Source organism: Vibrio ponticus (assembly GCF_009938225.1).
Taxonomy (GTDB): Bacteria; Pseudomonadota; Gammaproteobacteria; order Enterobacterales; family Vibrionaceae; genus Vibrio; species Vibrio ponticus.
Genome location: NZ_AP019658.1, coordinates 1,303,998 through 1,329,386 on the forward strand (window position 1 = coordinate 1,303,998; position 25,389 = coordinate 1,329,386).

Annotated in this window: 24 protein-coding genes; 6 read left to right on the top strand and 18 right to left on the bottom strand. The window is 43.7% G+C overall.

The features are described 5' to 3' along the window. Positions 1-75: 75 nt before the first annotated feature. Positions 76-855 (top strand): lipid-binding SYLF domain-containing protein, encoded by a 780-nt coding sequence (locus GZN30_RS20030; protein WP_075650757.1) that lies wholly within the window; start codon positions 76-78, stop codon positions 853-855. Between the two features lie 69 nt (positions 856-924). Here GZN30_RS20030 and GZN30_RS20035 read toward each other — a convergent pair whose 3' ends face one another. From GZN30_RS20035 to GZN30_RS20050, 4 genes are all read right to left on the bottom strand, one after another. Then, on the bottom strand, positions 925-2,283 hold the full coding sequence (locus GZN30_RS20035) for a phospholipase D-like domain-containing protein (protein WP_075650759.1): 1,359 nt from the start codon (positions 2,281-2,283) through the stop codon (positions 925-927). A 208-nt stretch (positions 2,284-2,491) separates the two neighbouring features. Then, positions 2,492-3,718: a sodium/glutamate symporter gene (gene gltS, locus GZN30_RS20040; protein WP_075650761.1), complete on the bottom strand. Its 1,227-nt coding sequence runs from the start codon at positions 3,716-3,718 to the stop codon at positions 2,492-2,494. A 500-nt stretch (positions 3,719-4,218) separates the two neighbouring features. Then, positions 4,219-4,629, bottom strand: a complete 411-nt coding sequence (locus GZN30_RS20045; RefSeq protein ID WP_114765165.1) for a VF530 family protein — start codon at positions 4,627-4,629, stop codon at positions 4,219-4,221. Positions 4,630-4,732: 103 nt separating this feature from the next. Then, positions 4,733-6,337, bottom strand: a complete 1,605-nt coding sequence (locus GZN30_RS20050) for an ABC-F family ATPase (RefSeq protein ID WP_075650765.1) — start codon at positions 6,335-6,337, stop codon at positions 4,733-4,735. A 221-nt stretch (positions 6,338-6,558) separates the two neighbouring features. On the opposite strand from GZN30_RS20050, the gene GZN30_RS20055 reads away from it, so the two are divergent. Then, a complete protein-coding gene (locus tag GZN30_RS20055) occupies positions 6,559-7,152 on the top strand; it encodes a LysE family translocator (RefSeq protein ID WP_075650767.1) in 594 nt (197 codons plus the stop codon). Positions 7,153-7,215: 63 nt separating this feature from the next. Then, a complete protein-coding gene (locus GZN30_RS20060; protein WP_075650769.1) occupies positions 7,216-8,043 on the top strand; it encodes an AraC family transcriptional regulator in 828 nt (275 codons plus the stop codon). A gap of 12 nt (positions 8,044-8,055) precedes the next feature. Here the strand turns inward: GZN30_RS20060 and GZN30_RS20065 are convergent, their stop codons facing one another. The 14 genes from GZN30_RS20065 to GZN30_RS20130 form a co-directional block, all read right to left on the bottom strand. Beyond that, positions 8,056-9,345: a dicarboxylate/amino acid:cation symporter gene (locus GZN30_RS20065; protein ID WP_075650771.1), complete on the bottom strand. Its 1,290-nt coding sequence runs from the start codon at positions 9,343-9,345 to the stop codon at positions 8,056-8,058. A gap of 114 nt (positions 9,346-9,459) precedes the next feature. Next, positions 9,460-10,692: an NAD(P)/FAD-dependent oxidoreductase gene (locus GZN30_RS20070; RefSeq protein ID WP_075650774.1), complete on the bottom strand. Its 1,233-nt coding sequence runs from the start codon at positions 10,690-10,692 to the stop codon at positions 9,460-9,462. Positions 10,693-10,970: 278 nt separating this feature from the next. Continuing rightward, on the bottom strand, positions 10,971-11,882 hold the full coding sequence (locus GZN30_RS20075; protein WP_075650776.1) for a dihydrodipicolinate synthase family protein: 912 nt from the start codon (positions 11,880-11,882) through the stop codon (positions 10,971-10,973). After that, the gene (gene ilvD, locus GZN30_RS20080) at positions 11,879-13,567 is read right to left on the bottom strand and encodes a dihydroxy-acid dehydratase (RefSeq protein ID WP_075650778.1); all 1,689 of its coding nucleotides are present in this window, start codon (positions 13,565-13,567) and stop codon (positions 11,879-11,881) included. The genes GZN30_RS20075 and ilvD overlap by 4 nt, the downstream gene beginning before the upstream one ends. A 2-nt stretch (positions 13,568-13,569) precedes the next feature. Then, positions 13,570-14,718 carry a galactonate dehydratase gene (gene dgoD, locus GZN30_RS20085; RefSeq protein ID WP_075650780.1) on the bottom strand — a complete coding sequence of 383 codons (1,149 nt, stop codon included), beginning with the start codon at positions 14,716-14,718 and terminating at the stop codon, positions 13,570-13,572. Positions 14,719-14,728: 10 nt separating this feature from the next. Further along, positions 14,729-16,009, bottom strand: coding sequence for a TRAP transporter large permease (locus GZN30_RS20090; RefSeq protein WP_075650782.1), 1,281 nt, complete (start codon positions 16,007-16,009; stop codon positions 14,729-14,731). Next, entirely contained in the window at positions 16,009-16,521 is a 513-nt protein-coding gene (locus GZN30_RS20095) for a TRAP transporter small permease (protein ID WP_075650784.1), read from the bottom strand. The genes GZN30_RS20090 and GZN30_RS20095 overlap by 1 nt, the downstream gene beginning before the upstream one ends. 55 nt (positions 16,522-16,576) lie before the next feature. Beyond that, positions 16,577-17,578: a TRAP transporter substrate-binding protein gene (gene dctP, locus GZN30_RS20100; protein WP_075650786.1), complete on the bottom strand. Its 1,002-nt coding sequence runs from the start codon at positions 17,576-17,578 to the stop codon at positions 16,577-16,579. 20 nt (positions 17,579-17,598) lie between these two features. Continuing rightward, positions 17,599-18,246 carry a 2-dehydro-3-deoxy-6-phosphogalactonate aldolase gene (locus tag GZN30_RS20105; RefSeq protein ID WP_075650788.1) on the bottom strand — a complete coding sequence of 216 codons (648 nt, stop codon included), beginning with the start codon at positions 18,244-18,246 and terminating at the stop codon, positions 17,599-17,601. After that, positions 18,236-19,159, bottom strand: a complete 924-nt coding sequence (locus GZN30_RS20110; RefSeq protein WP_075650790.1) for a 2-dehydro-3-deoxygalactonokinase — start codon at positions 19,157-19,159, stop codon at positions 18,236-18,238. The genes GZN30_RS20105 and GZN30_RS20110 overlap by 11 nt, the downstream gene beginning before the upstream one ends. Positions 19,160-19,236: 77 nt before the next feature. After that, a complete protein-coding gene (locus GZN30_RS20115; RefSeq protein WP_075650792.1) occupies positions 19,237-19,959 on the bottom strand; it encodes a FadR/GntR family transcriptional regulator in 723 nt (240 codons plus the stop codon). A gap of 177 nt (positions 19,960-20,136) precedes the next feature. Further along, on the bottom strand, positions 20,137-20,499 hold the full coding sequence (locus GZN30_RS20120; protein WP_075650794.1) for a RidA family protein: 363 nt from the start codon (positions 20,497-20,499) through the stop codon (positions 20,137-20,139). A 99-nt stretch (positions 20,500-20,598) separates the two neighbouring features. After that, positions 20,599-22,074 carry a sodium:solute symporter family protein gene (locus GZN30_RS20125; protein WP_075650796.1) on the bottom strand — a complete coding sequence of 492 codons (1,476 nt, stop codon included), beginning with the start codon at positions 22,072-22,074 and terminating at the stop codon, positions 20,599-20,601. 154 nt (positions 22,075-22,228) lie between these two features. After that, complete coding sequence (locus GZN30_RS20130; protein WP_075650798.1) at positions 22,229-22,984, bottom strand: IclR family transcriptional regulator; 756 nt, start codon at positions 22,982-22,984, stop codon at positions 22,229-22,231. 191 nt (positions 22,985-23,175) lie between these two features. Between GZN30_RS20130 and GZN30_RS20135 the strand changes: the two genes are divergently transcribed. The 3 genes from GZN30_RS20135 to GZN30_RS20145 are packed head-to-tail and all read left to right on the top strand — an operon-like array spanning position 23,176 to position 25,308. Next, entirely contained in the window at positions 23,176-24,234 is a 1,059-nt protein-coding gene (locus GZN30_RS20135; protein WP_075650800.1) for a hypothetical protein, read from the top strand. An 11-nt stretch (positions 24,235-24,245) separates the two neighbouring features. Next, positions 24,246-24,623, top strand: coding sequence for a RidA family protein (locus tag GZN30_RS20140; RefSeq protein WP_075650833.1), 378 nt, complete (start codon positions 24,246-24,248; stop codon positions 24,621-24,623). Continuing rightward, positions 24,616-25,308: an RraA family protein gene (locus GZN30_RS20145; protein WP_075650802.1), complete on the top strand. Its 693-nt coding sequence runs from the start codon at positions 24,616-24,618 to the stop codon at positions 25,306-25,308. Before GZN30_RS20140 ends, GZN30_RS20145 begins: the two co-directional genes overlap by 8 nt. Positions 25,309-25,389: the final 81 nt, after the last annotated feature.

The window sequence follows — 25,389 nt, forward strand, 5'->3', positions numbered from 1 at the left end:
ACGTGCGAGCGGTTCTCTTTCACGCTAATTCGCCTAAACTTTGCGTAAGGATCGACAACACAATCGCGGGACTTGATGAAAAAACAACTCACCATCGCCATCTTAAGTGCACTTGCCTGCTCTTCTGCCTATGCCAGCTGGGGAAAAGTAACAGCAACCTTTGATACCTTGACCGACACCATTGCCGACGGCGCCAAAGACGCTTGGGATAGCACTAAGGAATTCTCGCAGCAGGCGTGGCAAGACTTATCACAATGGTCGTCAGACGCTATCGATACCATTGGCGAATGGACCGATGCCAGTGTTGAGCAGAGTAAAGAGTGGCTCAGTGCAGCAGAGACAAAAATCGATGAATTGATTCAAGGCGATACACCTGAAGAAGCGCGCCAAGCGATCGATCTGATGGCAGAAACCGCGTTAGTTAAGCTGTTTAACCAAGACGCCAGTGCTAAGACTCTTTACGATAAAGCCTATGGCTACGCAGTGTTTGATTCACGTAAGTTTTCACTGATGTTCCACACGAATTCCGGCTCTGGGGTGGCGGTTGAACGCCAAACCGATAAACGCACCTACATGCGCATGTTTGGCTTAGGAGCATCATTGGGGATTGGTGGCAAATTCTACCAGCAGGTCGTACTATTCGACTCTAAATCGGACTTTGATAACTTTGTTGAGAAAGGCTGGGAAGCCGCAGGGGAAGCTTCAGTCGTCGCAGGAGATGAGGGGGAAGAACTCAGTGCGCACTTCAATGGTGGCGTCGCGATTTACCAACTTGATCCGAAGGGACTATTGATTGATGCCAATATTTCAGGCTCAAAGTATTGGGTCAATGAAGAGCTAACCAACTCGCAATAGCACTGCTTATTGACCTTAATGACTCACCCACCGTTGACCATACCAACTGACTAAAACTACCAGCCAAGGCTAAATTGGCTGGTAAGTGTCTTTTAGTTTAATCAAACACTCAAAATGCTGTGCGAGTTGATTTGCTAAGTCTGCAGCATTCTCTCGAATAAAATAGCCATTGACCTCTGAAAACGTCCCTTGGTACGAGCCATCGAATTTCTCAAACTTATCAATGTTAATTGCCTCATAGACAAACTGTGTCAGTGTGAAATTACCAGTTGAGATAATCACATCATCATCCACCACAATAAATTTCAAGTGCACATCTTGGTTGAAGTAATACTCGCATGGCACGTTTTGTTTGAGTCGAGCGATAAACTCTTTAAAGCTTCTCGGGTTTGCGGGAACACGCGTGTTTTCAGGTTTCCCGGCAACTAACACTGTATGGTCAGGGTAACGAGTGCCGTTTGCCTGCTCTTGGTGCGTCTCATCAATATAGGTTTGAGAAAGCAGCTTTATCTTAACTGCCCTCTGTGTGGATGCTGTCGCCTGGTTCAACTCTGCCTCAAAGGTGTTGATATGCTGAGCACACAGCAACACTCGCCTTTGTGCAGACGCAATTTTCTGCCTGATTCGACCTTCAATCTCTTGATTAGAATGGGCTAAAAATGGCGCGGTAAAGAAAAGCTGCTCCTTGCCTGATACCAAGCGACTCTCAATTGGATTAAACGGCTGGCGGTAATGGGAATAGTCACGCTCCGTGTGCAAATCAACATCACTAACCTGTTTGGAATGCTCAATCAGGTGGCGGTAAAAGGCTCGACTGTAGGCAAGATCATCGGCAGTGTTTTGGACGATCAAACACAGCTCTTCTTTCAATGTATCTCTTAACGCCAAGTTAGATGAAGTCAGCACACTAAAGCTGCTGCCATCGCGCATTTCAATTAACATACTTTTGATATGCAGGCTAAATGGCACCCTACCTCGAGAAAAACGATTCACCCTTGGTGAGCGCAAATAGACATGTTCAAATTGATGTAAACTGTAATCACCGCTTTGTCTTAGATAACGGTAAATGCGCTCAGCAAAATCGTATTTGCTGCGCGACTCGCCAATATGTGGGCAACCCTCACCAGTGAAATAGGAATTAAATCCCTCACAACGAGCAGGCTGAGTATCATAGCCTTCAAGCGGAATAGAGATAACATTCACTTTGACACCTAACTGAGCAAGCCTCCGCACTTGATTAGCAAATTGCAGGTTATTGAACAAATAGTTGGCTAAGGTGATCTCCGTAATATCGTCCTTACGCCGCTCTAAAAAACTAACCAGTTGGCGGAAAATATTAGGACTCGAGCCCTCTGCATAAAATTCGTAACGACGCTTCGATTGATTACGATGAAGTCCATCAAATATAAGATGTGCAGAGTTACCCATATTGCCCTTCACTTAACGAAAACATATTGGAGCCATTATGCGCAGCTCACTATCGTCAATAAAAGCCAATCACCGCTTTTAGTTAGATTATTGTTTTAGCTTGTGATTAGCCTCATAGCACCCCCTGTTTACCTAAGTTTGAGCGGACACAAAAAAGGTCAGTAACTGACGTTACTGACCTTTTCAATCGACTTTTAAAAATCACAGTTTAGTGGGTGAAAGCAATAAAGCCTTGCAGGATCACTAAGTTAACGATGTCGATAAAGAACGCACCAACAATTGGCACCACCATAAACGCCTGTGGTGATGGACCGTGGCGATTAACGATTGAACCCATGTTCATTACTGCGGTTGGCGTTGCGCCCAAACCAAAACCACAATGACCACTTGCCATTACTGCTGCATCGTAGTTTCTGCCCATCAATGTAAAGGTCACAAAGTAAGAGAACAGAGCCAAGATCACTGATTGAATTACCAAGATGATTAAGAATGGGATCGCTAGGTCGAAGATGTTCCACAGCTTCAGGCTCATTAGCGCCATTGCCAAGAACAGTGACAATGATACCGTACCCAATACATCTACCGTTTCCAGATCCAGCTTACGTACCTTAGTCACCTCAAGAATATTAGTGATCACCACACCGATAAACAGAGCGTAAACAAAGTCCGGGATCATCAACCACTTGACGCCTAATGAACTCACGAAGCCTTCCAGATAGTCAGCACCAGTAACACACAGCATGATCAAAGCCAAACCTTCAATCACTTTACGTGCCGTTACGCGGTCTTCTTCGTCTTCGTTGTAGTTCACCAATTCAGGGAACTCTTTGTGGCTTTGACTAGTACTACCGTAGAATGAAACCAGCTTACGCTTTTCAATCAAACGTTGCGCCACTGGGCTACCAATAATACCACCGGCAATCAGACCAAAGGTCGCTGATGCCATCGCGATTTCTAATACATTATCTAGGCCATAAACATCCTGGAAGGTTTGCGACCATGCCGCGCCCGTACCGTGGCCACCCGAAAGTGTAATTGAACCAGCAATCAAGCCCATTAGCGGGTCTAAACCCAGCACACTTGCCAAAGAAACGCCCACTACGTTCTGGATCAAAATATAGATCGATGCAATCGCTAGAAACAGGAACACTTTTGCTCCGCCTTTGACTAACTGAGTGTAGTTAGCCGCCAAACCAACGGTCGCAAAGAACATCAACATAAAGGTGTTCTGCAAAGGCAAATCGAAAGTCAGTTCAACGCCGTTAAAGTGCATCATGGTGATCGCGCAAGCGACAATCAAACCACCAACAATAGGTTCAGGAATATTGAATTTCTTAAGGATAGGTAATTTTGAATTGATAAATTGACCTAAAAACAATACGCAGATCGCGACTAAAAATGACTCCTGTGGGCCAACAGATATTATCTGGCTCATAAATCCTCTTATTCTTTTTCTCACCAGCAGAGCTTCGAGCTCAAACTGTGAGTTGTATCTCTAATAATCAGGTTGCCTGTTAGCGAGTTACATTACCAGACTCAATCCTTATCTTATTCTCAGTTAACGAGAATAAGATAAGGATTAATGGCATTTAGTTTTCATTTAATGAGAAAACTATACTCAAACTTATCCTTGACAAATCGAATAAAGACCTGATTTACAGTAAAAGAGATGAACTAAATTTGTTCATCTCGGTTATTTTTCGACTTAAATTCGGCAAAAAATCGGGGGTTTGTGCGATTAAAATCGATGGAAAATTAGCGTTCTGAAATTGATTTACACAAAATAAAAAACCAAGCACTTTCGCACTTGGTTTTTTAGTTAGAACTCAAATCTTTTGCTTGATTGAGCAAGACTCAATCTTCACATCTCCACCAGACCTAGAAGCCAAGTTATTCTTACTCAAACTCGGCTCATGAGGTGATTGGAAATGCTAATTAGCGGCGATTGAAACGACCGCGTGATGAACGCGCTTTAAACGCCGATGCCGCTTTAGCTTGTGATAACTGGATTGACTCTACTGTCAATTCCATTGGCTCACGTGGTTTTAGACCATGCGGGAAGGTACGTGCACGTGGTGGCAAGTTGTATTCATATTCTGAAGCTTTAGGCATACGCTTAAAACGGTATAGATAAAAGTTCTCTACTCGCTCTCTTGCCCATTCCGTCTTCTTCAAGTACTTCACACTGCTCGCAACACTTGGCTTAGTGTTGAAGCAATTCATGCGCATTGCCGCATCAAGAATTTCCCAACCATAGTGGTCCACTAGCTGCTGGATCATGTCTTCAATTTTAAGACCGTGTAGCGGGTTATTCTTTTGTAGTTCAATTCTCAATTCATCTGACATCATCGGTTCAGTCATGACGCTTTCCTTTTATTGAGGGCTGAACAACGGTTCAACCGCTCGAATTCAATTTGATATGGTCGCAAACTCGTGGCGACCATGCATGTTATGCCGCGCTTAGTACTTTCTGTTGGTGGTCCATATACTCATCAAAAGTACCGTGGAAGCTCACAAGTTGGTTATCTTTCACATCGATGATTGATGTCGCTAGCGACGAGACAAATTCACGGTCGTGGCTAACAAAGATCAGCGTACCTTGGTAATTTTTCAACGCACTATTGAGTGCTTCAATCGCTTCCATGTCCATGTGGTTCGTTGGTTCATCCATAATCAGTACGTTAATATCTTGCATCATCAACTTACCAAACAATAGACGGTTTTTCTCACCACCTGAGCAATTTTTTGCTTTCTTGTTGGCATCATCAGCGGTAAATAGCAGACGACCAAGAATCGCACGGACCATCAAATCATTGTGCTTCACTGTGCGCCACTGTGAAATCCACTCAAAGATAGTTAGATCGTTATCAAAATCAGCGGTGCTATCTTGCGGGCAGTAACCGATCGAAGCATTTTCAGACCACTTCACCACGCCTTGAGTCTGTTCAAGCTCACCAACCAAACAACGCAATAACGTGGTTTTACCTACGCCGTTTTCGCCGATAATCGCCAAACGTGTACCCGCTTCTAGCAGCAAATTGCCACCCGAGAACAGGGTTTCTCCATCAAAGCCATGACCAAGTTCTTGCAGTTCTAGCGCCAAACGGTGCAGCTTTTTACCTTCACCAAAATCAATTGATGGGCTAATACGGCTACTCGCTTTAACTTCATCAAGCTGAATTTTATCCATACGCTTAGCGCGTGAGCTTGCCAGTTTTGCTTTTGATGCGTTAGCACCAAAACGGTTTACGAACTCTTGCAGCTCACTGATTTCTGCGGCTTTCTTCGCGTTTGAAGCAAGTAGTTGCTCACGGCGCAGACCTGATGCTTCAAGGAAGTACTCGTAGTTACCAGGGTAAATACGCAGTTCACCATAATCGATATCCGCCATGTGCGTACATACCGAGTTTAGGAAGTGACGGTCGTGCGAGATAATGATCATCGTACACTTACGCTGATTAAGCTCTTCCGCCAGCCAGTTGATAGTGTGGATGTCCAAGTTGTTGGTTGGTTCATCCAGTAGCAGAATGTCTGGGTTAGCAAACAGGGCCTGAGCCAGTAGCACACGCAGTTTCCAACCCGGAGCCACTTGCTGCATTAAGCCGTAGTGGAACTCTTCTTCAATACCCGCTTGCAGTAGGATATCGCCTGCGCGCGCTTCTGCGGTATAGCCATCCATCTCAGCAAATTCGCTTTCAAGTTCCGCTACTTTCATGCCGTCTTCTTCGCTCATTTCTGGCAAAGAATAGATACGATCACGCTCTTGTTTTACTTCCCACAGTTTGCGGTCACCCATGATCACCGCATCAATCACGCTGTACTGTTCAAACGCGAACTGATCTTGGCTCAAAACGCCCAGTTTTAGTCCTGGCGTAATCGAAACGTTTCCTGAGCTTGGCATCAACGCGCCACTTAGGATTTTCATAAACGTCGACTTACCGCAACCATTGGCGCCAATCAGACCATAGCGGTTGCCATTGCCGAATTTTGCCGAAATATTTTCAAATAGCGGCTCAGCACCAAACTGCATGGTGATGTTATTTGTACTAATCACAACTGTATCCTCGAGGTAAATTTGCCTTTAACAACAAGCTCTTAATTCACTTTCGAGATACTGTTTGAAAAGGTCTATTTGAGTGGGTGCGCTATTCTATATTTAAAGGTGATGAAGATCACTAAAAAGCAGCAATATTCACACATCCGCCACTACTGCAATATCGTTCAATAATTTCCGATTGGCTTGCCTTAATCTTGCTTAAAAAGAGAGAACAAGCCATGTTAAGTCAATTACTCGCCATGATGATGTTTGCCATTGTCGGCGCTGTCACACCCGGTCCCGTCAACCTAATTGCCACCAGCACAGCAATGAATCGAGGGATGCGTACCGCGCTTATGTATGTCGCTGGGGCTTCGGTCGCTTATGCCTTGGTGGTTTTTCTGTGCGGCTTGTTGATGCACTCAATCGCTTTAGCGTTACCAAAACTACAATTGACTATGCAGATTGTCGGTAGCCTTTTCATCCTATACCTTGCCTACAAAATTTTTTCAGCCCCAATCGTCAGTTTGCAACTTCGTGAACGTTATTTAGTGGGCTTTTGGAGTGGCATCTTTACTCAAATGGTCAACCCCAAAGCTTGGTTGGTCGCAATGTCGGGCATTAGCCTTTACGTCATCGGTGCCCGTGATGAAATGCTACTATTACTGATGTTTACCACCATCTCATTAGCGGCGTGTTTAACGGGGGTTGGCGTATGGGCGTTATTAGGGCGTGTTCTAACCCATCATTTACAAGATTCGACTAAACAACTCGTTTTTAATAAAGTAATGGCAGGGCTACTTGCGGTGTCTGTCAGTATGATTTGGCTATAAAGCAAGTATTCGCACTTAGGCATAAGCTTCTCAGGAAGAGAGCGTTAACAATGATTAGGGATTATGAAAGCAGACAAAACGGTCACATTCAAACAAAGCACTTTGCTCCCTTGGATTGAGCTACGCATTGCCGATCAAAGTAACGCTTGCTACGAAGCCCATTCTCACGATGAATTCTCGTTTGGCATTATTGATAGCGGCAATGCCAACTACCTCAATCAGCAGCGAAAAAACCAAATCCGCCAAGGCGATGTTGTCACCATCAATCCTGTCGATATCCATTCCTGCAACCCTGAGCAAAACGCCGATGGCGTCAGTAAATGGTCATATAGAATGTTATTTGTCGATACCTCAGAGATGGCAAAATACCAACGCGAGCTCCTGCCTAAACAAGATTTTGATTACACTCCTTTTAACGCGGATTTCGAACGTTCAGCGCAGGTTGCAGCCCAATTTAACCGTTTGTTCGCCTCACTCCATAGTGAGGAGACGCCTTTAGAGGCGCAGACACAATTTTTGCAGTTCCTAGAGCTTTGCTTTTCCCAGCCATCAAAGCCTATCCTATCCCCTGCAAGCACCAACCTGAAACTTGCCCATGAGATGCTGTTAGATGATATTACCAATAGCCATCAACTTGACGAGCTTGCACAGCAAGTGGGATTGAGTCGCTACCAACTGGTACGCGCGTTTAAACAGCAATATGGCTTACCACCACACGCCTATTTAATGAATGAGAAAATCAAACGCGCCAAGCATATGCTCAAGCGAGGTGATACGATTTCAGATGTAGCGCTTGACCTTGGATTTTCCGATCAAGCGCACTTTCAACGCCACTTTAAGCGCAAGCTTTCCGTGACGCCAAAATTCTATCAATCTCACTTTATTGATTAAGCCACAAAGGAACTAGCACAGCTCACTTGAAGCGCGCCAACTTGCCTCATCTGACAGCGCTGGTTTCGCCGAAGTCCACTTGTCTATCACTAAAGAAGCAATCAAGTCCCCCTCCACATTCACGGCGGTACGGAAAGTATCTAAAGGTCGCTCGATGATCAGTAAGATAGCGATCGCTTCAAGTGGAATGCCTGCAGCCAGCAATACCATTTGCATCCCAGACATCGAACCCGAAGGCATACCCGGGGCACCAATAGAAGAGACCATCGCCATGATAAAAATCATCACCAAGCCAGAAGTCGTCAGATCGACACCAAACAACTGAGCAAGAAATATTGCCGCAACGCCTTCAAACAGCGCCGTACCATCCATATTCATCACCGCGCCAAGCGGTAGAACCATACTACTGGTACTTTGTGAAACACCGAGTTCATTCTCTGCGGTTTGCATCGAGAGTGGCAGTGTTGCTGAACTCGAAGAGGTAGCAAATGCCATCGCCATTGGAGCTGATAACGCTTTAAACAAACGACGCATGCTGATGCCTGTCGCAAGCTTAGCAATACTTGGCAGCACGACTGCACCGTGAATCAAGGTAAGCACAAAAACCAACAGCGCAAACATCAAAAGTTGGCTAAATAAGTTGTCATTACCTGCTAGTGAGAACTCAAACACAATCGAGAACACCGCTAACGGTGCTAAACGAATAATCGCACTGACCGCCTTGTTCACCCCGCTATTTAGCCCTGACAGAACCGCAAATAGAGGGTGTTTTTCTGGCAAAGCAGACAGCAATGCCACCCCCAGCATGATAGAAAACACCACGATGGCAAGCAGGTTACCTTGTGCCAACGCCGCAACTGGATTGACTAACGCCATTTCCAACAACTTACTGGCGATCGCGCCACCACCCGTTGCATCAGAGCTGATCAATTTAACCCCTTCCGCCACTTCTACTGGCGCAGATAAAGGCTGCCACGCTGGCATCATTAAAGCAGCGCCTAAACCTAAGCTAATCGCTAACACACTGGTGAAGCTGTAGAAGGTAATAGTGGTATAACCGATTTTCTTCAGTCGCATAGTGGAACCAATGCTGGTTATCCCCTGCAATAGTGACAACATCACCACAATGCCCACCACCATTTTCAGCAGTCCGAGATAGAGGGTTTTACCCAAGGTGATGAACTGAAACCAAGCTTGGTCGGCAACAACCGTTCCATTGGTCACTAAGCTCGATGCTGCCCAAGCAGTCAGCGCTGCAAATACCAACTGAAGAGGCAATGACGTACGTAATTTATTCCACATATTTGGCTTCCAAAATAGTGTTGTTTAATTCTTACCAATAAAAAGCAGAAAATAGAAAGCAGAGAAGCGCATCAGCACTTCTCTTTGCTGTGATAAAACCAGAGTCGACAATAACTAAGAGATATTGTGCTTATAGAATGGATTGAGCGATCCTTTCACACGCTTAAGTAGCACTAAAGCCGTCACTCGCCTCCAACCAAACAAAATTCGTTGGTGTAGCCTAAAGATAGTGTCGTAGAGGTTACGAACCAAGCGACCGCGAAGAATCAGTTTGTCATTAAGCAGCGTACCGACGGCATAGTCATGACCAACTGCAATCACCATCCCCCCATCATGAAACACAAATGGCTTCATCGCTTTACTTTTTAACAAGCGCTTAAGCTGTGTTGCAAGATGCCCTGCCGCTTGATTGGCGGCTTGTGCGCGTGGTGGAACAAAGCTGCCATCCGCTTGCGGACACTCAGCGCTGTCACCAATGACAAACACGGCATCATCAATCGTTGTACGTAAAGTCGCATCAACTTTTAACTGATTAAGACGATTGGTTTCTAAACCATCAAGCTGACTTAGCCAGGGTGCACATTTGATTCCGGCAGCCCACAGTTGCAGGTCCGCAGCGATAACTTCACCATCTGCTGTCACCAACTGACCTTGCTCAGCACGATTAATACGTACATTGGTACGCACATTAACGCCAAGCTTAGTCAGCGCTTTAAACACCTTATCAGACATGCACTCAGGGCCAGCTGGCAATACACGTTCAGCGGCTTCAATCAGAGTGATATTCAATTTGTTGTTTTGGCGATAACGCTCAACTTTGGCACTCACCTTGGCAAGCTCTGCGGCTAACTCAACACCAGTCGCACCAGCGCCAATAATCGATATGTTTTGCTGACCATTTCGTTTAAGCAACGGGTTAATCTGTTCCCAAGCTTGTTTTGCTTCTAATGCTGAATCTAAAAACAAGCAGTGCTCGCTGACGCCTTGGGTTTTAAAGTCATTGCTCACTGCACCCACAGCAATCACTAGGTAGTCATAATCCAAGTTAGAGGTTTCACCATTCATGTCGCGTACCTGAATGGTTTTCTCTTGGCGGTTTAACCCCATCATAGCCGCTTGCACATACTCATATTGGTTGCAATACGAATGCTGCAAGTAGCTTACGGCATCAAGTTCATCGTCAAACGTACCCGCCGCAATTTCATGTAAACGCGGTTTCCAGTAATGGTGACTAGCAGGTTCAACCAATACCACTTGGTGCTGGTTACGACGCGCAAAACTCTTTCCAAGACGGGTCACTAACTCAAGACCTGCCGCACCGCCTCCGACAACAACGATTTTTGACATCCCACTCTCCCCCATTCTGTATCTAAGGATAAAACGTCAAGCGCTGACGGCTCTTAAAAACATCTAAGATGGCGTCAGCACAAATTTGAATGGGGGCATTATATTGATGACACAAAAAATGATAATCATGGCAAATTACAAATAACTATTACGTATTTGTAATAATTAACGGTAAAGAGAGAATATGTATCAGTAAATAAAAAAGCCAATAGTGGATACTATTGGCTTAAGTAGTGACTGAATAAGCAAACTAAAATAAGGACAACGTATTGTCTTACCTAGCGGAGGTAATCAGCAAACAAATCCAAAAACTCTTCTATTTCAGCATAATTTTCGCCAACATCATAACTAGGCAATCGACAATAATCACTGGAGATAATGCCACGCAACGCTAGTATTTGCTTTTCGACCTTAATAATATATTCACAATGACTCATCCAGCGTTGGATATACGCTAGAAGCTCTGCATGCAATTTCGCCGCCTTTTCAAGCTCTCCTTGCTGATATAAACCATATATCGATACGTAAATCTCGGTGAACGAACAGCCAGGCATGACTCCTTTACCACCGACATTCAACATATCCATCATATAAAGACCAGCATAACCATTTAAGATTACCGCTTCCGGTCTATATTCTAATAGCTCTCGGCTGTATTCCACTGGAGGGTTGCATTCAATTTTAAACACTGCATGTGGATAGCACTGGCTGATTTCCGCCATAGCCTTTGGAGGAATGTCTAAGCCAGTTTCTCCGGGCGCATATTGAACTAATACTGGAATAGTAACTGCCGCCAGTACACTGCAGATATGATGAACTATTTGCTCGGTGCTCGGTTTCAAGAAAAAAGGAGGGAGTAACATCAAACTGTCACTTCCCAACTCCTGATAAAACTTTGCCCTTTCTACCGCAACTTCAGTAGCGTGATCCGTTACCGAGATACAACTATAAACATCACTTGTTGAAAGCGCTTGGACAAATAGTGTCGCGAGTTGCTGTTTCTCAAGATCTGTTAACTTGTAGAACTCACTCGCGATACCAAACAAGGTGATGCCATTACAACCAGTGGTTTTTAAGTGCTCAACTAGGTTAACAAAAGAAACCATGTCAACTTTACCGTCAGTTGCAAAAGGCATTGCCACAATCGGATTCACTCCCGCAAGATCTGCAGGTTTATAGGTTTTATTCATCGTAATACTGCTCCTTCTGCGGCTGAAGCTGCGCGTTCGCGATAAAGGTTAAGAAACCCTGATGGCACATGCTTATTCAATGGTTGCCATCTCGAATAACGGGACTGCAACTCTAGTTCGTCAACCGCCAAAACCAGTGTGCGAGTGGCAATATCAATCTCAATGATGTCACCATCTTTAATCAATGCGATAACTCCTCCATCAGCAGCTTCAGGAGAAATATGTCCCACAAATAAACCTCGATTTGACCCAGAAAATCGCCCATCAGTAATCAAAGCACAGTCATTCGCCAACGCCATCCCTTCTAGGAATTTCATAGGTTTGTACATTTCTGGCATACCAGGACCGCCTTTGGGTCCCTCATATCGCAATACGAGCACACTACCTTTGGCAATACCACCCTGTTGAATACGATCAATCGCCTCTTGCTCTGAGTCAAAGACAACCGCAGGACCCGCAAACTGGTACATATGTTCAGGCACTGCTGCAGGTTTTATCACTGCTCCTAAAGGAGAGATATTGCCATTAAGCACGGCCACCCCAGCATCTGGCTTGATGGGCTTACTTAAACAACTAATCACCGGGTTTTCCGCCGATACCTGAACTGCTTCAAGAACATGTTGTTTTGTTCCTGCAACCGTCAATGCATCAAGTTTCAACTGAGTCATCAACTGTTTCTCAACTGCAGCAATACCACCAGCATTGTGAAAATCTATCATGTCATGCTCAGAAGCCGGATAAATGGCCGCTAATAATGGTATCTTACGGCTGAGTTTGTCGAATTCCGTGAGAGGTAAGTTACCAAGTCCAGCCTCATAATGAATAGCTTGCAGATGCAAGATCGCATTAGTCGACCCACCAGTGGCAAGCAGTGCGCACATAGCATTATGAATAGCTTCCTTAGTCAAAATTTGGCGAGCAGTGATGCCATCATGCACAAGCTGTATAATTCTTTCACCTGCAGCAAAGCCAACTTCGAAACGCGCTGAGTCAATCGCTGGGATGGTTGATGTTTGAGGTAATGCCATGCCTAACGACTCTGCAAGACAAGACATCGTATTCGCCGTACCATACATGGTGCAAGAGCCTGGACCGGGTTCAGCTAAGTCCTCGATTTGACGGAATTCTTCTTCTGAAATTTCACCACGTTGTTTCCAACCAATTGCTTCGGTGACAATATTTCCATCCCAGTGTTTGCCCTGATATTCCGCAGGATACATAGGGCCACCATTAACCAAAATCGCTGGAATATCCAATCTTGCCGCAGCCATCAGCATTCCGGGGACAATTTTGTCACATGAACCAAGTAGTACCATGCCATCAAAACGATGTGCTCTAACCATGATCTCAATTGAAGCAGTGATGACTTCTCGTGCAGCAAGGATATAGCGCATACCCAAATGACCTTCAGCAATCCCGTCACAAGGGGCTATCGTGCCGAACATCATAGGAACACCACCCGCTTGACGAATGCCATCCATAACTCGGGTAGCGACGTCATTAAGATTAACGTGCCCCGGAGTGGCATTTGTATAGCTATTTACAACGGCGATAACAGGTTTCCGAAGGTCACTGTCCGTGTGACCCATAGACTTATACAGTGCGCGTTTAAGCGCACCGTCATCGCCCTGTAGAATTGAGCTAAAGTGAGAGCCACAGTTGCCGCAGTTTCCACAGTTAGACATAATTACCACTCCGCAAAAGAGCCATCTTTATGGCGCCAAACCGGATTACGCCAACGATGACCGATTTTCGTCATCTCACGTAAAAACTCCTCATTAATGTCCACTCCCAGACCAGGTCCTGTCGGAAGTGTGCAATAGCCCTCTTTAAAGCTAAAAACTTCTTTGTTATTAACGTAATCAAGTACGTCACAGCCCTGATTATAATGAATACCGATACTTTGCTCTTGGATCACGGCATTAAGTGAAACGGCATCAACCTGAATACATGATGACAAAGCCACTGGTCCCAATGGGCAATGCGGAGCAAGTGCTACATCAAAAGCTTCCGCCATAGCCGCAATCTTCCTCACTTCTGTGATACCACCAGCGTGAGAAAGGTCTGGTTGAATAATGTCGACCCCACCACGTTGCAACAGATTTTTAAAATCCCAACGCGAGAACATTCGTTCACCTGTCGCGATTGGTATTGCACCATACTGAGCTATTTCGTGGATTGCATCTAAATGCTCTGGTAATACAGGCTCTTCTACAAACATTGGTCGCATTGGCTCTAGTTCTCTCATGAGCACCTTAGCCATACCTTTATGCACACGCCCGTGGAAATCGATACCAATTCCCATATCTTTATGCGTCGCATCGCGAACCGCTTGAACACGTTCTAGTACGGCATCAACTTTACTGTAATCATCAATATAGTTAAGCTCTTCGGTTCCATTCATCTTAATTGCCGTAAAGCCTAATTCCATACGCTCTTTTGCCATACGCGCTACATCGTCAGGACGATCGCCGCCGATCCAAGAATAAGTACGAATTGAATCGCGGCACTTACCACCAAGCAATTGATAAACGGGAACATTCAAGTCTTTACCTTTAATATCCCAAAGAGCTTGATCAATGCCGGATAGAGCACTCATCAATACCGGACCACCACGATAAAATGTAGATCGGTAGAGCACATTCCAAATATCTTCAATATCACGAGGGTCCTTGCCTATCACGTAATCCATTAACTCATCAACCGCAGCTTGAACCGTATGAGCACGACCTTCGAGCACAGGTTCCCCCCACCCAACTATGCCTGTATCGGTTTCTAGCTTTAAAAAACACCAGCGCGGCGGTACTAAAAATGTTTCATAACTTACAATCTTCATAGCAACTACTCTATTTGGCTAAATCTGGTAAAAAGGTGATAACGCTTGGAAGGAATACCAACGCTATTTGAACCAACAACATACTAATGAGGAAAGGGACAACGGCACGAGACAGTTGGACCATTGAAGATCCGGTGATACCTTTTGCCACAAAGAGGTTTACCCCGACTGGTGGCGTTATAAGTGCGAGCTCTGTACCAACGATTAAAATAATACCGAAGTGGTATGGGCTAATACCCAATTGCACGAGAATTGGCAAAAACAATGGGGTGTAAATAAGAATCTGCGCAGCTGTCTCAATGAAAAGACCGGTGAACATAATCAATGCTACAAATATCAAAAGGATAATAGTCGGGTTATCAGTAACTTGTAGAATTGCCTCACCTATCATTTGAGGGATTTGGCTCATCGTTAAATAACGTGCAAATGCAGTTGCAAAACCTAAAATAATAATCACACAGCCGGTTGTAATAGCGGATTTCACAACAATCGGACGAATATCTTTAAGCGTAATTTCCTTATGTACATATAAGCTAACAATTAAAGTGTAGATAACCGTAATACATGCGGCTTCAGTTGCAGTAAACACACCAGAATAGATACCACCAAGAATAATTACTGGTGTCAGTAGTGCCCACTTAGCATCCCAAAATGCTGACCATACTTTCTTACTATCAAACTTTTCCGCCATACCCACGTAACCGCGTTTCTTCGCGATTAAATAAACGGTAAAAATTAGACCTAGACCAACCATACCGCCAGGAATAAAGCCCGCTAAAAACATGTCTCCGATTGAAATCTCTGCCGTTACCGCATAAATAATCATTGGAATCGATGGGGGAATCAAAATACCCAGTGAACCCGCGGATGCTGTTAACGCACCAGCAAAATGACGGTTATAGCCTTTCTCAATCATTGAAGGCACCATCATAGAACCAATGGCGGCAACAGTAGCTGGCGATGAACCGGAAATCGCCGCAAAGAACATACACGCAATTACCGTGACAATACCCAAACCACCAGTTGTACGACCGACTAGCGTTGATGCAAAACCAACGATACGACGTGAAAGACCACCAGTTTCCATAACGAAACCAGCCATAATAAACATCGGAATCGCAAGATATGTAAATGAATCCAAGCCAGAAAACGATATTTGAGCAATGAAACCGCCTGAAATATCATTCATCAAAAGTGCAGCGAGTGTCGACATACCAATACAGATAGCTATTGGCATACCAACGAACAGCAACGCTACAAAAATTAACATGGTTATACCAAACGAAAACATTACTGAACCTCCAAATCGTTTTGACTTGTCATCAATACTTCACGATTTTGAAAACGCTGATACATACGCTGAATTAAGCGAAGAGAAATCAAAAAGAAGAACACTGGCACAATCATATAAATCCAACCGATTTGCCAACCAAGAGCAGGAGTTACTTGTGATACACGCAACGCTTCAACCGTAATTTCAACGCCGTAAATACCAACATAAATCATGAACGCACACCAAGTAGCTTCAATAACTTGGTCGAGATAATACTTCGCTTTACCCTGAACAAAGTTATCGATAATTTCTACGCGAACGTGAGCACCTTTAATTACCGCCAGTGAAGAAGCTGCGTAAACCAGCGCAATAAAAACATATCGTGCCAACTCTTCTGTCCATGACAGAGAAAAGTTAAATACGAAGCGGAATAGAATTTGAAGAAGACATAAAACTATCAATGCTAGAAACAACGCAACACTGAGATATTCTTCAAATTCATCATTGAATACTTTAGACAATTTAGACATAACGATTCTCGGTATAATCTATGAGACTGAGGGGCGAGTCATCGCCCCTAGAGCATTAAGAAAGTTTATTTACTTGTTGTTGCAGTTCAGCAAAGAACACAGGATCTATTTCATCACCATGCTGTTTCACCACAGGAGCCACGGCTTCACGGATCTCTTGTTTTGCCGCATCGGTTAATTGATGGAATTTAACCCCTGCTTCAATCATCTTTTGTAACGACTCTTCATCTTGAATACGCACTGCAGCACGCATTTCTTCCTTGGCTAAATCAGCACCTTGTTGAAGGATCTGTTGGTATTCTGGTGTTAACCCATCATAAAATTTCTTACCGACAACGAATACAACCCAGCTATATACGTGTCCGGTATCTGAAGCGTAAGGCTGCACTTCAAATAAGCGTTGAGAATAAATATTAGTGAATGGGTTCTCTTGCCCATCCACTGTGCCAAGTTGTAATGATGAGAACAATTCTGAGAATGGCATTGGCGTAGGGTTAGAACCCAACGCACGAAACGCATCTAAGTGAGAACGGTTTTGCATCGTTCTTAACTTCATTCCCTCGAAGTCACTAAGCTGAGTGATTGGCTTAATACTGTTTGTCACGTGACGAAAACCAAAGTTTCCGTAACCAAGACCTACGTATCCTGCATTTTCTAGTTTGCCTAATAAGTCTTTACCCCACTCACCATCAACAACCTGATTGGCAACCTCTTCAGTTGGGAATATAAAAGGCAGTTCTAAAATGTTAAATTCTTTAACGATATTCCCCATTACCGCAGGCGCTGGTAAATTCATTTGCACCGTGTTGAGTTTAATAGACTCCAGTACTTCTTGGTCGTTACCTAGCTGGTTACTTGCATAGATTTGTACATCTAATTTGCCTTGTGTTTGTTCTTCAACAAACGCTTCAAATGATTTCATCGCCTTAAATTCAAAGTGAGACTCAGGTACACCAATACCTACTTTCATCACTTTCACTTCGTCTTCTTTTTCTCCGCAACCTGTTAAGCCAAGTACGGCCATTGAGACAATTATTGAGGTAAGAGTCTTTTTCATTTCACATTTCCTTGGGTATTTTAATTATTAGATAAAGCCCATGCGTCACGGTATTGACGGGCATTCTTTATTAGTTGTTCTAAGTCCATTCCCGGTTTGTATAGGCCGGAACCTAAACCAAAGCCATTCGCTCCAGCCTGTCTAAAATCTGCCATTTGTTTTGCGTCAGCATTTATCCCACCAACGGGTAAACACGCTACCTGAGTTGGTAGCACGGCACGGAGTGCTTTCAAGTATCTAGGCTCTACGCTATCTGCTGGAAAAAACTTCAAACCGCTTGCTCCACATTCAAGTGCAGTAAACGCCTCAGTTGCGGTCATAACACCTGGTAAAGTGACGCAACCACATTGAGCAGCACGTCGAATGACCTCTGGATTCATATTTGGAGTAACCACTAAACGAGCCCCAGTCGCTAAAACACTTTCTAGATGAGCAACATTGGTTACGGTTCCTGCCCCTACTATCGCTTGATCACCCAATTCTTTGACTAGATGGGTAATACTGATTAATGCGTTAGGACTATTAAGAGGCACTTCAATTAACCTATAACCTTCTGCAATCAAAGTTGTGGCAACAGGAATGATCTCTTCAGGTGTGATACCGCGTAAAATCGCTACTAAAGGCAACGAAGTAAATGCATCTTCATTGATAAATTGCTCAGGCAACATTTCGCATGTCCTTACTTTGTTTATAAATAGTGGTCAAGCCGCTCAAGAAGCACTCATCACCTGAAAATATCTCTGTATTTAAACCAATATGTGCAAGAGCTAATTGGTAGAGTTGACAAAGACTATTTTCACCTACTAGGTACACCAGAGCTTGAGTCTTTATATCAGCCAGTTCAGCACCAATTAGCACACCAGATAAGTAGCTCTCCACATGCGACGAGGAGATATGCTGGAACAGTTTCTGAGTCCGAACAGAAAAAAGTACTGAACTAAGTGCGCCATTTAAGCCCGCGTCAACACCACTTAAAAAAGCACTTTGGTCAACCTCTTGTTCTGGGAGCTGGCGACCTAAGATCGAGTATTGCTTCAGTACTGAAAACAACTCGCCAGTCATATAAGTTTGAAAGTGAGTAAGTGACTGATTCTCAATTAAGGCATGTTTACTATGAGTACCGGGTAAAATAGCAAAGCCTCTATTTGAACCGAGCTTGCTCGCTAAACCCATCAGTTGAATTTCTTCACCACGCATTACGTCAGGTAAATTAAGGCGATTGTTGCCGGTCGCCCCGGCAACGATCCAGCCTTTGTTGCCCCATGGCAGATCGACATCCATCAAGTGTTCACTCAACTGATGGATAGAGACGGGTAAATTGGCGTACGGAACATCCCGCCACCCTTGCTGTGAACCAACCATCCCTCCCATTAAAACAGGTAGCGATTCAACGATTCCTTGCCAAGAGCAAGTCAGCTGACGGAACGTTTCAGAAAACTGACCAGATTGGACTGCCAATAAGCCGCATGATGCACTCAACTTATCGATCACTTGCCCCTCTTCAGTCATTAAGAACGCTCTAAAGTTTGAGGTTCCCCAATCGACTGCAATCCAACTTGGTATAAGATGTAATTTTGTCATACATAATTTCCTATCTTGTATGACAAGTATAATAGGTGCTTTTTTATCCTAGGTATGTGATCAAATCCAAATATCTTTTAACGAATCAAAGAAACAAAATCTGGGTCTTCTGGCAGTACTTTTCGCATAGAAGCTAGTACCATTTCTCGCATCCGTGCACGTGCACCTTCGGCATCACGCATTCGAATCGCTTCCAAGACATCCCAATGCTCTTGTAAAGCCGGTCCACTTAAGCTGACATCTTCTTCCAGGGTATTGGAAAACGACAGTTCCATGGTCGCTGCAAGCATATCGCCCAATGCCAACAAAAATGGGTTATGAGACGCATGAATAATGGCATGATGGAACTGAATATCGCCCTGATTGAACTTATCTCGATTCATTTCTTCTCTCGCATCACGCATGATTTCAAAACCCGCTTCAATGTCAGCGAGATCCTTTCCCGTTGCGTTTAATGCTGCCAAAGCCGCAATGTTGGGCTCAAAAATCAAACGTGTCGCAATTAAGTGACGTAGAACTTTATCGCTGCTTTTTACCTGAGAAGTCCAACGTAACACATCACTGTCCAACCAATTCCAATGATCAATTGGTGCAACAGTTGAACGCTTTTTGGGCTGAATAACGATCATTCCCTTTGAGGCAAGACTTTGTAGTGCCGATCTCACTGAAGTTCGAGATTTATCAAATTGGCGGGCGATTTCATTTTCACCAGGCAGTTGCTCTTCTGAACCATAGTGACCAGATACAATGAGGTTAGCGATGTCCTCAGCTAGGGTTTTCGATACAGGTGTTGTCTTCATATATGCACATCATGTAATACAAGTTTTAAAGCAAGAATACAGTATTTCTTCTATTACTCAACATCATGTAAGGCAAATCATATTAAATTGTATCGATTGTCCCATTTGCTACGTTGAACCATTAATTTGTTTCCCTCAAATAATAATATCCGAATACCGCTACCCACATAAACTTAGCTAGCTATACTTTTCACCAGCAGCAGCAACAAACGACATCTCTACCAGTAAACTAGGGTTTGCCAACTCGACTTTGATACATGCACGACTTGGAGCACACCCCTCAGGAAACCAGTTATCCCAGATAGCATTGAGCTGTTCAAAATGCGCAAAGCTTGTTACATAAATTGTCACTGCTAGTATTCGCGTCCTATCACTTTCGATTGCAAATAGCCTCGCTTCAGCTTGTTCCAATATTTGTTCTACCTGCCCTTTTATATCTGCTGATAGGTCAGACTCAGCAACTTCCACAAAGTGAGCGATACCATTATAAATGGTAATATCAGACCAGCGCTTAGATGGGTTGATTCGATAAATTGTCATAGCTACTCCTCTATATTGGTATATTTCGACACTTACTTTAGACAACACAGAACGTTGCAACTGAATAGCTGCAACGGTTCTAGTTATTACTTAAAATATTTATTGAGCAACTTGAGGTGTGCGTGTTGACTCACCGCGCTGCGACTTGATTAATTCTAAAGCTTGAGCCTCAGACAATGATTTTTTAGGAGTCATCAAACTAACAACAATACCAGCTGCTGTTGCAAACAACATTGATGGAAATACTGCATAACCAAACATCTCGTTCATCACTGAAATGTATTGGAAGCATAGTGAACCAACTACACCGCCAACAATAGCTGCAATGGCACCTTGCCAAGTCGCTCGTGGCCATAGTCGTCCCATGACACCTGCTACTGCTTGACCTGTGATTAATAATCCAACCATACTAGTGATATAGCTAATAATGTCTTCTGCAGTCAGTGTTCCAACCAGTGCAGCGAGAATTGAGATAGACACTGCCATCTTTGACAACATAACCACTTTTTCCTCTTGTGGTGCATGACCAAAGACTAGTTTGTATACATCGTTGACCATGATATTCATCGCCGCACTTGCATCACCAGCAGCCGACGACATGGTGGCACTCAAACCAGAAATCAGTGCTACGGCACCTAACCACAGCGGTAAAACAGTCATCGCTAAATATGGGAACGCGTAGTTAACTTGATCTAAATTAGGATTATGGGCATAAGCTGTCATACCCAATATCGGTGGAATAAAGCAAAATGAAAGACTGATCAGACCTGTAATATAGAAACCAGTTTTTAGGCTTTTTTCATCGGAAGCCGAGTAGATACGTTGTCTAAATGATGGCACCGCTAGGATAGCCATAATTTCAGCACAAACTATAGAAATTGCATGAATAGGATTAAGTTTATCTAAACCTAGGAAAGAATATGCTCCCTCAGGTGCTGCTGCTTTTAATCCTTCAAAACCACCAACAGTGTTAAAGGAAGCGATTGCTAGAATAATAAATCCAACGAAAAGAATAACAGCTTGTGCAGATGCAATCCACGTTACACCACCATAGCCATCTTTCAGTACAAAAAGCGCAACAATGACACCAATGATCAGCCTTGCACTAGTCACATCAATATCTGTTAGCCAAGCTAAGTACATACCGCCACCAACAATATGTGCACCCAGCCAACCAACAGACGCGAGATACATACCAATAGTAACAAGATTCATCACCCATTTATTACCTTCGTAGTAAACACCAATCTCTTCCGACATAGTGTTTACTTCCCAAGTACGCGTATGGGCGAAGAGTTTACCGCAAATTGAAATACCAATTGCCATGCCAAGACCGTATAGAACAGCAGCCCAGCCATTAGTATAGGCAAAGCCAGTCGCCCCCATACTTGAGCCAGTGCCTACCTGAGTAGCCACCGCCGAACCAATAATTAACATTAGAGGAACGCTTCGACCTGCCAAATTAAAGTCTTCACCAGTTTTATTTTTGTTTTTACCTGCCGTTAGATGACTTATCACAAACATAAGTACGATATATGCGGCAAAACAAAACAAGAGTAGGGTTTTGTTATCCATAAGATGCTCCACTTAGAGTATAGTTTTCATTTGTGAATGCATTTTTCACATATGAAATATTTTTTCACAAGCAAAAATAGGCTAGATTTTGATCTATTTCTCAGTGAGGTAGTGGAATGTGAGTTCAGGCATACTTTTGTATGCCTGGAAAAGATTAGAGTTTTAAGCGAGAGGAAATATTAGCTGCGGTGGTTTTTAGATCAGATTTGATCTCTTCTAAACTGATGTTGGAGTGTTGCCAAGAAGACTTATATAGCTCTAGATAAGGGCTAGTGATAATGCCGGCGATCTCACCTTTATCATCATAAATTGGGCATGATAAGTTGGTTACTGCGACTATATCCTTACTGGGTTCCGCGACTATTCCGCTAGATTGTGAACGTTGAATAGCGTTTGCGTTTTCAGCAAAAAACTCATCCTTCAATCCAACATCACGAGTGATATTTTGTTGACTTTCTTCTTTAGAAAATGCCATCAAACACAAGCCGGATCCTGATGTGGGGATATCAACAATCGCCCCTATTCGGATATTCACTCCAATCAGAGTTGGTGGGTCTATCTGATGCACAACAACCAAAGCACCGTTATTGTATACAGATAGATGGCAAGGCTGTTGTGTCTTACTAGAATAGCTCGCCATCTCAGTTCGCGCAGATTCCACCAGCCTTGTGATGGCTGACTCGCTGACAATCAATTGATTGAGTTTGTGTGTCAGGTAATACAGTCCGTTAACGGAGCATATGTACTGACGTTTCTCTAAAACAGAAATGGTACGAAATACTTGAGACGTTGTTTTACCAAGCATCGCAGCAATTTCAGACTTACTCAAACCTGTACGTAATCTAGCTAAAAGTTCGATGATATCTAAACCTTTCTCTAACGCCTCAGATTTATAGACTTTTTCGTTCATAAAACTTCCCGTGATATTGATCATAAATAGCTTACAAGCTACTTGCCATCCGTGTCGAATAAAATAGTATTTTTCATATATAAAAAATACATTCAAATAGGAAAATACAGATGTTGAATATATACGAACATTTAGGCATTAGCCCCATAATAAATGCTGCTGGCACGTATACTGTTATAGGTGGATCTCGAATGAGTCCAACTACGCTGCAAAAAATGACCGAAGCCGCGAACGAACATGTAGAAATAAGAGAATTACAAAAAGTCGTCCATGCAAAAGTCGCCGAAATGACTCGCAACGAGGCTGCGTTCATATCTAATGGTGCGGCGTGTGGTTTGTACTTGTGCACAGGTGCCGCTATTGCTAAGAAACTGAACAAGCCCGCATATTACCTGGATAAACAAGAAATCGTTGATAGTGAAATCATCGTTTTTGCAGCACATAAGAATCCTTATGGCCAAGCTATCTCACAATATGGTGCGACCGTTAAAGAAATAGGGTACCCAAATATCATATTGCCGCTAACCGAGCGCGACTTGGAAATGGCAATCAATGAAAAAACCGCCGCAATTTTCTTCTTTGCTGGAGACAATGGAGGTTGGGTCGCAAAAGGAGGCTTATCCTTTGAGGCGACAGCAAAAGTTGCCAACGCACATGGCATCCCTCTTGTTGTCGACTGTGCCGCGCAAATTCCTCCGATCGATACACTTTGGAAATACACACAAAACGGAGCTGATGCCATCGTTGTTTCCGGCGGCAAAGATCTAAAAGGTCCACAAGCCAGTGGATTGATTCTAGGTAAAGAGCACCTACTTAAGCACGTTCAAGAAACAGGATTCCCAAATTATGGCTATGGTCGAATGCTCAAAACTGGACGAGAAGAAATCATTGGTTTGTATTGGGCATTAAAAGAAGCACTTGAAACCGACCATCAAGCTCGAGATGAATGGGCTGAGCAGCAAATACAAATATTATCTGCTGAGCTAGAAGAGACTTCTATTTTCAAGGTTGTTAGAACCTACCCTAACGAAGCTGGCCAACCTATGGCCAGAGCATCGGTTCAATTTCCTATTGATGTGTCATCTGAAACTGTTCTTAAGTTATTAATGGAAGGTCAGCCTAAGGTGATGTGCAACTCCGAGCATCCAAACCAAGTTTTTGTAAACCCAATGACTCTGCGTGATGAAGAGATTTATCTCGTAGCTAATAAATTCAAACAAATCGAACAACAAATTAAACGAGGTCTGTAATGGTGCGATTAATGCCGGAAAATGCGACTCAACACAAAACCGCTGGTCCTTACAGCCCGGTGTTGGAAGTGAAAGGAACAAACCTAGTCTTTCTCTCAGGACAAGCGTCGCTTGATGTGGAAGGCAATACGATCGGCGACACAATTGAAGAACAAACACACGTTACCATCGAGCATTGTATCAAACAGCTTAAAGAAGCTAACTGCACGCTAGATAACGTAGTAGAAGTAACCGTTTACTTGGCAGACCTATCTGAGTGGGATCGTTTTAACGCTGTATATCGAGATTACTTCAAAGCCCCTTACCCTGCTCGTACCGCCGTCGGTGTACAGCTACTAAATAACTTTAAAGTCGAAATCACTATGAGAGCAGTAAAACATCATGAATGAGATCAGTTGGCAAAATGATAAAGAGTTATTTGCATTAGCAAAAGAAAAGCTATTTGTTGCACTCGTTGGCGACATTCTTGACTCACTTGGGTACACACATCAGTTCTTGTCGCCTCAACTAAAGCCAATCCGTACAGATATGGTTATCTTGGGTCGAGCCATGCCAGTACTAGAAGCCGATTTCTTTGGTGATCATCAAGGTCACGCGAGCATTAGTAGTAAACCATTTGGATTAATGTTTGAAGCCTTAGATGACCTCAAAGAGGACGAAGTCTACATTTGTGCGGGTAGTTCGCATCGTTATGCTCTTTGGGGTGGTTTAATGTCAACTCGCGCAATTCAATGTGGTGCAGCAGGCGCTGTCGTACATGGATTCCATCGTGATACCAATGAAATTGAAAACCTCAATTTCCCTCTAGCCTCTTTTGGTAGCTACGCTCAAGATCAAGGAGTAAGAGGAAAAGTAATCGACTGGCGTGTGCCAATTGAAGTCGATGGCGTATTAGTACGTGACGGCGACATAATTTTTGGTGACCGAGACGGTATTGTTGTCGTACCGAAAGAGCTTGAGGAGGCTGTATTTAAAGGCGCTTTTGAAAAAGCACTAGGTGAAAACCAAGTATTGCTAGCTCTACAAAATGGGATGACAACAGTAGAAGCCTACGAAAAATTTGGCATTATGTAAGATCCAATTGATTCTCTATGCGGCGCGAAGCTAAGTCCGTGCCGCAACCTAATTATCAAAAACTAAAAGTCGCAGATGCGG